At 63.8% G+C, this 9,849-nt stretch carries 9 protein-coding genes; 4 read left to right on the top strand and 5 right to left on the bottom strand.

The genetic code is table 11. From position 1 onward, the window contains the following. On the top strand, window positions 1-750 hold a 750-nt coding region (thiD, locus tag QOC89_RS23355), incomplete at its 5' end, for a bifunctional hydroxymethylpyrimidine kinase/phosphomethylpyrimidine kinase (RefSeq protein WP_323047185.1). A gap of 30 nt (window positions 751-780) precedes the next feature. Here the strand turns inward: thiD and QOC89_RS23360 are convergent. From QOC89_RS23360 to tsaB, 4 genes are all read right to left on the bottom strand, one after another. Further along, window positions 781-1,836 (bottom strand): DUF1853 family protein, encoded by a 1,056-nt coding sequence (locus QOC89_RS23360; RefSeq protein WP_323047191.1) that lies wholly within the window; start codon window positions 1,834-1,836, stop codon window positions 781-783. 152 nt (window positions 1,837-1,988) lie between these two features. Beyond that, window positions 1,989-3,080: a uracil-DNA glycosylase gene (locus QOC89_RS23365; protein ID WP_323047186.1), complete on the bottom strand. Its 1,092-nt coding sequence runs from the start codon at window positions 3,078-3,080 to the stop codon at window positions 1,989-1,991. Then, entirely contained in the window at window positions 3,067-3,561 is a 495-nt protein-coding gene (rimI, locus tag QOC89_RS23370; RefSeq protein WP_323047187.1) for a ribosomal protein S18-alanine N-acetyltransferase, read from the bottom strand. Before rimI ends, QOC89_RS23365 begins: the two co-directional genes overlap by 14 nt. Continuing rightward, a complete protein-coding gene (gene tsaB, locus QOC89_RS23375) occupies window positions 3,558-4,358 on the bottom strand; it encodes a tRNA (adenosine(37)-N6)-threonylcarbamoyltransferase complex dimerization subunit type 1 TsaB (RefSeq protein WP_323047188.1) in 801 nt (266 codons plus the stop codon). Before tsaB ends, rimI begins: the two co-directional genes overlap by 4 nt. 166 nt (window positions 4,359-4,524) lie before the next feature. Between tsaB and QOC89_RS23380 the strand changes: the two genes are divergently transcribed. The 3 genes from QOC89_RS23380 (at window position 4,525) to aceA (ending at window position 8,685) form a co-directional block, all read left to right on the top strand. Beyond that, on the top strand, window positions 4,525-4,794 hold the full coding sequence (locus QOC89_RS23380) for an acyl-CoA-binding protein (protein ID WP_323047192.1): 270 nt from the start codon (window positions 4,525-4,527) through the stop codon (window positions 4,792-4,794). Window positions 4,795-5,236: 442 nt separating this feature from the next. Next, on the top strand, window positions 5,237-6,877 hold the full coding sequence (locus QOC89_RS23385; protein ID WP_323047189.1) for a DEAD/DEAH box helicase: 1,641 nt from the start codon (window positions 5,237-5,239) through the stop codon (window positions 6,875-6,877). A 503-nt stretch (window positions 6,878-7,380) separates the two neighbouring features. Continuing rightward, window positions 7,381-8,685, top strand: coding sequence for an isocitrate lyase (gene aceA, locus QOC89_RS23390; protein ID WP_179732720.1), 1,305 nt, complete (start codon window positions 7,381-7,383; stop codon window positions 8,683-8,685). 430 nt (window positions 8,686-9,115) lie between these two features. On the opposite strand, the gene QOC89_RS23395 is transcribed toward aceA, so the two are convergent. After that, the gene (locus tag QOC89_RS23395; RefSeq protein ID WP_323047190.1) at window positions 9,116-9,550 is read right to left on the bottom strand and encodes a universal stress protein; all 435 of its coding nucleotides are present in this window, start codon (window positions 9,548-9,550) and stop codon (window positions 9,116-9,118) included. Window positions 9,551-9,849: the final 299 nt, after the last annotated feature.

The raw sequence follows: 9,849 nt of genomic DNA on the forward strand, positions 1-9,849 counted from the left end.
GCCGGCATTCAGGCCGATCTGAAGGCTTTCTCTGCGCTCGGCGCTTATGGCGCGAGCGTGATCACTGCGCTCACCGCGCAGAACACGCGTGGCGTCACGGCGATCCATGCGCCGGAGCCCGCCTTCATCACCGCGCAACTCGACGCGGTGTTCGACGACATCCGTATCGATGCGGTGAAGATCGGCATGCTGGCGAACGCGCAGATCGCGCGCGCGGTCGCCGAGGCATTGCGGCGGCATAACCCGAAGCACATCGTGCTCGACACGGTCATGATTTCGAAGAGCAATCACGCGCTGCTGCTGCCGGATGCGGTCGCCGCCGTGCGTGACGAATTGCTGCCGCTGGCCGATCTGTTGACGCCGAATCTGCCGGAAGCCGCGGCCTTGCTAGGCGTCGAGGCGGCCACCGACGAAGCCGGCATGGTCGAACAAGGCGAAGCGCTGCGTGCGCTTGGCGCGCGGGCCGTGCTGATGAAGGGCGGCCATTTGAGCGCGGCGGACAGCCCCGACTGGCTTGTAGAGGACAGCGGCACGCTGCGTCTCTTCGGCCCGCGCGTGCCGGTGAAGAATACGCATGGGACGGGTTGCACGCTGTCGTCAGCGATTGCGGCACTGATTCCGCAGCGCGCCGATCTGGCGAGCGCGGTCGCCGACGCCAAGCTGTATCTGACCGGCGCTTTGCAGGCGAGCGATCGGCTCGATGTCGGCAGCGGCGTTGGGCCGGTGCATCATTTTTATCGGTGGTGGTGACCGACGCGTGTTTCGCGTGATCCGCCTGCGCTATTGCTGCGCGTAGGCCTGCGCGTGCGCGGGCCACTCGTCGGGGACGATGAAGCCGCGTGAGCGTTCTATCAGATTGCCCACGGCGTCATCGGCAAACGCCGCGACCATCGTCGGGCCATGTTGATGCGAGGTTTGCTCGGCGAGCGTGCGCGCATCGGCAAAAGCGATTCCCACGCCCTCCGCTTCACCCCGTTCATGACGCCGCGGTGCAAGCCACTCCAGCCGCGGCAACACGCGCCACGTCTGCGCGTGCGCTGCGGCGAAGTCCGGCCAATCGCTGCGCGTGACCCACCAGCCACGTCCGTGCGACGGATCGAGCTCGGCAGGCTCAGCCGGGGTTTCGCCGGTGCGATAGAACAGCCAGCCTTTGATGTACATCTGCGGCGTCCACGGCCCTGCGTAGCCGAGCGACGCGAACTCGTCGCGTGCGCTCAACGGCAGTTGATGATTCAGTACATGCGCAAGCTTCAGATCGAAGCGGTCTTTCAGATTCGGGCCGACATAGTCGGCTAGTCGCGCCGTCGGGGGCGTGTTCGACTGAGTGCTCGATCGGGTGCCCGATTGAATGCTCGATTGAATGCCCGATTGAATGCCCGATTGAATGCTCGATTGAGTGACCGACTGCGTGATCGAGCGCACGTGGCCCTCACCCGCATGCAGATAGCACTTCACCGCCAGTTCCCAATGCAGTCGCGCGCCCTGCTGCGTCCGCACCAGAAAATCGCATTCACCGAGCGTGATGCCCGCGCTTCGCAACGGCACACTGGCCGCGACCAGACGCGCCGCCGGTCCATGTTCCAGGAACCACCCGAGGAGCCGTTCGGCATAACGGCCAAGACGTGTGATCCGCGTTGCTGTGAGATCTCGCTGTAAGTCGGCTGGATCGCGATCCAGCGCGTGTAACCAGTCGATGGTTGCGCCAGCTTCCTGCGGCGTGTCGAAAGGACTGGCGAGCATGCCTACCGGTGGTTGCGCTTGCAACAAATCGGCGCTGAGCAGCAACCATGCAAGATCGCGCACGACCGGTTCACGCAATGTGCCGAGCAGCGTCACGAGGAGGGCTGCGGGTGTGCTGCGTGTGCCGGTTGTGCCGGTTGTGCCGGTTGTGCCAGATGCGCCCGCTGCACCAAATGCGCCGCTTGTACCAGATGCGCCGGATATACCCGGCGCGCCGGCGACGCGCGCCGCCGGCCCGGCCGCGCCGGTCACGTGGCCGCTTGCGACGGCACGCCGCCCGCCGCGAGCCACGTATCGCGCGCGAGGCACAGGTCTGCCCAGGCCTTCGCTTTGTCCGGCAGGCTACGCAGCAGGTAGGCCGGGTGATAGGTGACGATGACCGCCACCCCTTCGTACTCGTGCACGCGGCCGCGCAGCGACGAAATGCTCGCCTCGGTCCTCAGCAGGCTTTGCGCCGCGAAGCGGCCCAGTGCAATGATCAGCTTCGGCTTGACCAGCGCGACCTGGCGCTGCAGATAAGGCTCGCAACGCGCGACTTCGTCCGGTTCGGGATTGCGGTTGCCCGGTGGCCGGCACTTGATCACGTTAGCGATATAGACGTTGGTGTCGCGCGCGAGCGTCAGCGAACGCAGCATATTGTCGAGCAGCTTGCCGGCCTGGCCGACAAACGGCTCGCCCAGGCGGTCTTCGTTCTCACCCGGCGCTTCGCCGATCAGCATCCAGTCGGCGTGGCGATCGCCGACGCCGAATACCGTGTTCGTGCGTTTCTCGCACAGACGGCAGCGTTCGCACGCGGCGACCTGCGCGCTCAAGCCGTCCCAGTCGAGCGTCTGGATCGAGGACCCGGGTGTCTCGCGGCGGGTTTCAGCGGGCGCGTGGGCCGGCTGATCGTCGAACCATGCGAAATCGTCGTCGGGCGGGGCGTCGAATGCCGGCGGTTCCGGGGTTCGCGACGGCTGCTGCGACGGTTTCATCGGTTGCCGCACATCGACCGGCGCCTGCATACGTCCCTGCGCCTGTTCGTGCGCCGGCGACGCTGCGCGACGCTCCCTTTCCTGCATCGAACTCGACGAATCGCTTGTACGTGCCGGCGCCTCGCGATCAAAACGATCGCTTATCCCGGTTGGCGCAGACGGCTGATCGGCCCGCGCAAGTGCAGCCGGGGAGGCCTTCCGCGCCGCCGCACGCGGATCATCAGGACGCGCTACAGAAGCCGTGGTCGCAACAGCTTCCGGTTCGAGCGCGGCTTCACCCGTGGATTCCTGAGCCGCCGACATCCCGCGACGCACCCACAGCGGCGCGAGCCCGAATTCTTCCAGTACCGATTCATGCAGCGCCATCTGCGCCCTCCGTGGCAAACGAGAAACGCATCACGATGGCGTCCTCCCGGCTGCGATGCCGCGCCGGATAATAATTCTTGCGCCGGCCAATCGACGTAAAGCCGAAGCGCTCGTAAAGCCGGATAGCACGATGATTCGACGGCCGCACTTCGAGCAGCAAGCCTTCGAGTTTTTCGGTGCGGGTAATGCGCACCGCCTCGCGCAGCAACGCGAGCCCGGCACCCGCGCCTTGCGCGGCGGGCGTCACGCATAAATTGAGCAGATGCATTTCATCGACCACCGGCATCAGCACGCAGTAACCGATCAGCGTGCCCGTTACGTGACGCAGACAGATGCCGAAATAGCCGTTGCGCAGCGAGTCGCCGAAATTGCCCCGGCTCCAGGGGAATTCGTAGGCGATCTTTTCGATGGCGGCGACCTCGTCCAGATCGCCTTCGGTCATCGGCGACATGTAGCGGTCCGCCAGTAACACGCCACTCATTGCCGGCCCTCGCCTTGTTGCGCGTCGTGCGCCAGCCTGGCGGCGGCTTGCTCGGCCTTGGCCGCTTTTTCGGCGACGCGCTCGGCGGTGGTCTGGGCGACCTTGTCGCGAATGTATTCGGGCGCGGCCTGATCGGCGGGCACCGTGCGGCCGGCGCGAAACGCACGCAGCGCAGCGTGGGCGAGCGGCACGGCGTGCGGCAGCGCTTCACTGTCGACGGCTCGCGCCGCCGCGACGGCGGGCAACCGCACGCCGAAGGCCGCAGCAGCATTACCCGCCAGAGTAAAAGGGACGTCGGGTAAAACGAGCCCATCCGGCGCGTCGAGCGAAGCCGGGTGAAGCGTGCGCCATTCCCCAAGCGCCACGTCCCATGCGTAGTCGGCCCAATAGATTTCGTCCATCCGGGCGTCGAGCGCCGCGAGCACGCGGCTCGCCGATGGATCGCGCAGCCGTGCGCTTTCCGCGCAGGCCAGCAGCGTGCTAACCGGCACGACCGGCAGGTTCAGGCCGAACGCAAGACCCTGTGCGACGCCGGTCGCCGTGCGCAGACCCGTGAATGAACCCGGCCCGGAGCCGAAAGCAATGGCGTGGCAGTCGGCCAGTTTCAGGTCCGCTTCGTCGAAAAGTTCGCGAATCGCGGGGAGCAGGCGCGTGCTGGAGACGGCGCCGGTTTGCTCGTGGCGGACCCAGATGCGGGGTGCGGCGGCGGCCTGGCCCGCGACGTGATCAGCGGACAGAAGCGCTACCGAGCAGAATTCGGTCGAGGTATCGAGGGCAAGAAGCACAGTTTGAGTCATGGACCGTATTGTAATCGGCACCACGCGCGTCGATAGGGTTTTGGAAAAGGCTTCGCCCCGACAGCGACGCACATTTTTTGGAAGGAGCCCTCGATCCCGCGATAGCAAGCAGTTGTTATGATCATTGGCCCAGCTCAACCCCCATTCGCATCCACGGCAAAACACCATGACAGACATCAACACCCAGTTCGACCAGGCTCAAGAAGACGTCAGGCAACTGCCGGAGCGTCCGGGCAACCTCACCCTTCTGCGCCTTTACGCTCTCTTCAAACAGGCCACCGAAGGCGACGTTCATGGCGACAAACCCGGCTTCACCGACATCGTCGGCAAATACAAGTACGATGCCTGGGGCGCGCTCAAGGGCACCGCGCAAGACGCGGCAAAGCAGCAATATGTCGAACTGGTCGAAGCGCTCAAAAGCGGCGCGGCCGCCTGAATCGGCCTCAGCACGTTTCCAGATCGGCTTGGGTCCCGTCTTTAAGCCGATTCGGCAACCAACACGAAAGTTTTCCTCTTGGAAACTTCTTAACGGTGGCGCAGTGCAACAAAACCCTATACAATGCTGCCTGCGCTTCACTGCTTTGCCCGGCTTTTCTCTAGCGGCCTTTGCGGCGCAGCGCCTCGTAGCGTTTAGCTCCAATCCAGTTTAGAACCTGTCCCCTCCTGCCTAGCCCCCTACGGGCGATCATGTCCCAGGCTGGCGGCACGCCGTGTTGGCATGTCGCATCCGATACAGCTTCTAACGAAAAGCTCGCCTTCATTGTCGCGAGCTGCCCCCGTTTTTCGATTTGCTCGCTGCTTCTTTGCTCGCTGAATCCGACGACTTGGGTATGCCGATTGGCGCCGACGTTTTAATTCCCTGTGCATCAAGGATTCTCATGACTTCGAGCAATACCCCCAGCAGCCCGTTGAACGCCATCGCCGATCAAGCCCTCGGTCTCGCCGACGCCCCCGCGCAAGCCGCAGCCGTTGCTGCCGCTCCGGAAGCCGTCGCCGCAGAAGCCGCAGCGCCGACCGGCCCGTCGTTCGCGTCGCTCGGTCTGTCCGCGGATGTCGTCTCCGCCCTGACCGCCGCTGGTTATCAAAATCCCACTCCGGTTCAGCAACGCGCGATCCCCGCCGGTATCGCCGGCCGCGATCTGATGGTCTCGAGCCCGACCGGTTCGGGCAAGACCGCCGCGTTCATGCTGCCGGCTATTGAACGTTTCTCTCAACTGCAAAAGGCGCAAGCCAGCCAGCCGCGTGAGCCGCGCCCGGCTGACGGTGCCCGCACCCGCCGTCCGCAACCGGTTGCCCGTCCGACCATGCTGGTTCTGACGCCGACCCGCGAACTCGCAATGCAGGTCACCACCGCCGCTGCTACGTACGGCAAACACCTCAAGCGTCTGCGCACCGTCAGCATTCTGGGCGGCGTCGCGTACGGTCAACAACTGATGCTGCTGGCCAAGAACCCGGAAATCCTGGTTGCCACGCCGGGCCGTCTGATCGACCACCTGGAACGCGGCCGTATCGATCTGTCGCAACTGCAGATCCTCGTGCTCGACGAAGCCGACCGCATGCTGGACATGGGCTTCATCGAAGACATCGAAACGATCGTTGCCGCTACGCCGGCCTCGCGTCAAACCATGCTGTTCTCGGCCACCCTCGACGGCAAGATCAGCTCGCTGACCGGCCGCCTGCTGAAGGATCCGGAACGGATCGAGATCGTTCAACGCCTCGAACAACGCACCAACATCGCGCAAACCGTCCATTACGTCGACGACCGCGATCATAAGGATCGTCTGCTCGACCATCTGCTGCGCGACGAGGGCCTCGACCAGGCTATCGTCTTCACGGCAACCAAGATGGACGCGGACCAACTGGCTGGCCGTCTGGCCGACGCCGGTTTCGAATCGGCAGCGCTCCACGGCGATCTGCCGCAAGGCGCACGTAACCGCACGATCAAGGCCCTGCGCGAGCGCCGTGTGCGCGTGCTGGTCGCAACGGACGTCGCCGCTCGCGGTATCGACATCCCGGGCATCACGCACGTGTTCAACTACGATCTGCCGAAGTTCGCTGAAGACTACGTGCACCGTATCGGCCGTACCGGCCGTGCTGGCCGCTCGGGTATCGCCGTGAGCCTCGTGCACCACGCGGAACAAGGCGCGCTCAAGCGCATCGAGCGTTTCGTACGTACCCCGCTGCCGGTCAACGTCGTCGCAGGCTTCGAGCCGCGCAAGTCGGCTCCGTCGGGCGGTGGCGGCCGTCCTGGCTTTGGCGGCCGTGGCCGTCCGGGCGGTGGCAATGGCGGTGGCCGTCGCTTCGGTAGCGGTAGCGGCGCTGGCAAGCCGGCCGGTAACGGCGGCGGTTCGCGCAGCGGTAGCAGCAGTGGCAGCGGCTGGGCCGGCAAGTCGGCTGGCGGCGGTTCGCGCGAAGGCGGCTTCGGCGGCGGTTCGCGCGAAGGCTACGGCGGTTCGCGTGACGGCGGCTACGGCGCACGCCGCAGCGACGGTCCGCGTACAGCGCGCCGTGGTAGCTAAGGAGCAACTCAGCAGTGTTCAGGCAAGCCCTGTTTGCGTAGCTCGTTCAGTACGTAAGGCAGCCTGAAAAGACCCGGACGGCCCCGCGCCGTCCATCAGTCGAAAGAAACCGGTGCTCAGGCGCCGGTTTTTTTTCGCCCACAGTTTGGTAACCCTTCATATTTCACGATGTGGAAAATTTTTTTGCGTCGTAAAAAATCGTGCTGCAAGGCACAAGACTGTCTATTGCAAGATGGAAAAAGACGTTTCTTAATGCGGAACGAATCGAATAACATGTTGATTTCAAACGAAAATAAATAAACCAAAAACGCTCCAAGACCGCTATTGCGCGCCGGTCGATTTGCCTAGACTCTTATATAAGACTTCACGGAACGAAACGCCTCAAAGGGCCAGCCGCTTCGATGAAGACCGCAAGTTTCTTGCGTGAGGCCCGAGTAAGCGCGAAAGCGCCAACTCTGGTCGACAAAGTCACCCATCCATTACAGGCAACCAAGGAGCACAACATGTCCCGCGAACAACAAGCCAGGCAACTCCAACAGCAATGGGAAACCGATCCGCGCTGGAAAGGCGTGAAGCGTACCTACACGGCTGAAGACGTGATCCGTCTGCGTGGCTCGGTGCAAGTGGAACACACGCTCGCGAGGCGCGGCGCGGAAAAGCTGTGGGAAAGCGTCAACAACGAGCCGTTCGTGAACTCGCTCGGCGCGTTGACCGGCAATCAGGCCATGCAACAGGTGAAGGCTGGCCTGAAGGCGATCTACCTGTCGGGCTGGCAAGTGGCGGGCGATGCGAACGTCGCCGGTGAAATGTACCCGGACCAGTCGCTGTATCCGGCGAACTCGGTGCCGCTCGTCGTGAAGCGCATCAACAACACGCTGACGCGCGCTGACCAGATCCAGTGGTCGGAAGGCAAGAATCCGGGCGACGAAGGCTACATCGACTACTTCGCACCGATCGTGGCCGACGCTGAAGCCGGTTTCGGCGGCGTGCTGAACGCGTTCGAACTGATGAAGGCGATGATCGAAGCGGGCGCCGCGGGCGTGCACTTCGAAGACCAGCTCGCTTCGGTGAAGAAGTGCGGCCACATGGGCGGCAAGGTGCTCGTGCCGACCCGAGAAAACATCGCCAAACTGACCGCCGCGCGGCTGGCCGCCGACGTCTCCGGCACGCCGACCGTGCTGCTGGCCCGTACCGACGCTGAAGCTGCCGACCTGATCACGTCCGATGTGGATGACAACGACAAGCCGTTCCTGACGGGCGAACGCACGGTGGAAGGTTTCTATCGCACGAAGCCGGGTCTGGAGCAGGCGATCTCGCGTGGTCTCGCCTACGCGCCGTACGCCGACATGATCTGGTGCGAAACCGGCAAACCGGACCTCGAGTTCGCGAAGAAATTCGCCGACGCGATCCACAAGGAATTCCCGGATCAGATGCTGTCGTACAACTGCTCGCCGTCGTTCAACTGGAAAAAGAACCTCGACGACGCCACCATCGCCAAGTTCCAGCGCGAACTCGGTGCGATGGGCTACAAGTTCCAGTTCATCACGCTGGCCGGCTTCCATGCGTTGAACTACTCGATGTTCAATCTGGCCCACGGCTATGCCCGCAACCAGATGACCGCGTTCGTCGAAATGCAGCAGGCTGAATTCGCCGCGGCAGAAAAGGGCTTTACCGCAGTCAAGCACCAGCGCGAAGTCGGCACCGGCTACTTCGACGCCGTGACGCAGACGGTCGAACGCGACGCATCGACAACCGCGCTGCATGGCTCGACGGAAGACGAACAGTTCTTCGACAAGAAGGTTGCGTAAGCAGATCAACACAGCCCGATCGCAAGAACGGCAAGGCAGACGAAAAGGCGACCCGTTAGGAGCCGCCGTCAGGGAGGAGTAGCCCTCAGGGCCGCAGTACGCCAGCGGCCCTGAGGGCCGGAATCTGGGAGTGAGGCAGCAGCGCAGACAAAGCCAGCACAAATCCAATTGTGCGGCGCGCATCGGACGCGCCGGCCTTATCGCCGGCGCGTTTTTCTGTACGCCATGCCTTGCTGCGCCTTGCCGTGCCTTGCCGTGCCTTGCCTTGCCGTGCCGTGCCGTGCCTTGCCTTGCCTTGCCTTGCCTTGCCGTGCCGTGCCTTGCCGTGCCGTGCCGTGCCTTGCCGTGCCGTGCCATGCCGTGCCGTGCTGTGCTGTGCGATGTCTAAGCCTGCCGTAGCTGCCCGCGAGGCGAATCGCGAACTTGCATTTCAGCGGTACACGATCACCGGAATCTTGGTATGCGTCAGGACCCGCTGTGTCTCGCTGCCGATCAGCAGGCTGCCGAGACCGCGCCGCCCATGCGAAGCCATGAAGATCACGTCGCAGGCGCCCTGCTCCGCCGCTTCGATGATGCCGAGATACGGCGCCGGATGCACGCTGGTGCGGCTGTCGAACGCGACACCGAAACGACGCGCCGCCTGCTCCACTTCCCGCAGATGCACACGCGCTTCACGCTCGCTGCGCTGCAGAAACTCAACCGGTGGTTCGACTACCACATCCGAAAACGGCGAGTACGGATATTGCGGCAGACACGCGTAGGCCGTGACGCGAGCGCCGACGGCCTGCGCAAGGTCGATGGCACCGTCTATCGCTTTGCGTGAGAGGTCTGAACCATCGGTCGGAACCAGGATATGCCTGAACATGATGCCCTCCGTCGCCGGCTGCGTGCGGCGCGTCGTCAGCGTGCCACGAGGCTCGGCATGGAAGCCGCCTCAATCGATTGTAGTCCGCCGAAACGCGCTTAACGCCGGCGTGCGGGTCTGTCCGCATATCGAAAACCCGCTGCGAGAGCCTGCGCGGCGATTGTGCAGGATGGCGTCGCGCCGGATCACCGGATGTGACGTGCACCTGAACTGCGTCAGCCCCAGTAATCAGGATGGCCGTACGTATGCTTGAGAAAGTCCAGAAACAATCGAACCCGCAGCGGCAAATGCCGGCGCTG

The organism is Paraburkholderia sp. (genome assembly GCF_034668105.1).
Taxonomy (GTDB): domain Bacteria; phylum Pseudomonadota; class Gammaproteobacteria; order Burkholderiales; family Burkholderiaceae; genus Paraburkholderia.

Bases quoted from the DNA above. Each gene is read 5' to 3' on its own strand.
- QOC89_RS23385 (WP_323047189.1), top strand. From the start codon at position 5,237: ATGACTTCGAGCAATACCCCCAGCAGCCCGTTGAACGCCATCGCCGAT.
- tsaB (WP_323047188.1), bottom strand. From the start codon at position 4,358: ATGACTCAAACTGTGCTTCTTGCCCTCGATACCTCGACCGAATTCTGC.
- QOC89_RS23365 (WP_323047186.1), bottom strand. From the start codon at position 3,080: ATGGCGCTGCATGAATCGGTACTGGAAGAATTCGGGCTCGCGCCGCTG.
- rimI (WP_323047187.1), bottom strand. From the start codon at position 3,561: ATGAGTGGCGTGTTACTGGCGGACCGCTACATGTCGCCGATGACCGAA.
- QOC89_RS23395 (WP_323047190.1), bottom strand. From the start codon at position 9,550: ATGTTCAGGCATATCCTGGTTCCGACCGATGGTTCAGACCTCTCACGC.
- QOC89_RS23380 (WP_323047192.1), top strand. From the start codon at position 4,525: ATGACAGACATCAACACCCAGTTCGACCAGGCTCAAGAAGACGTCAGG.
- aceA (WP_179732720.1), top strand. From the start codon at position 7,381: ATGTCCCGCGAACAACAAGCCAGGCAACTCCAACAGCAATGGGAAACC.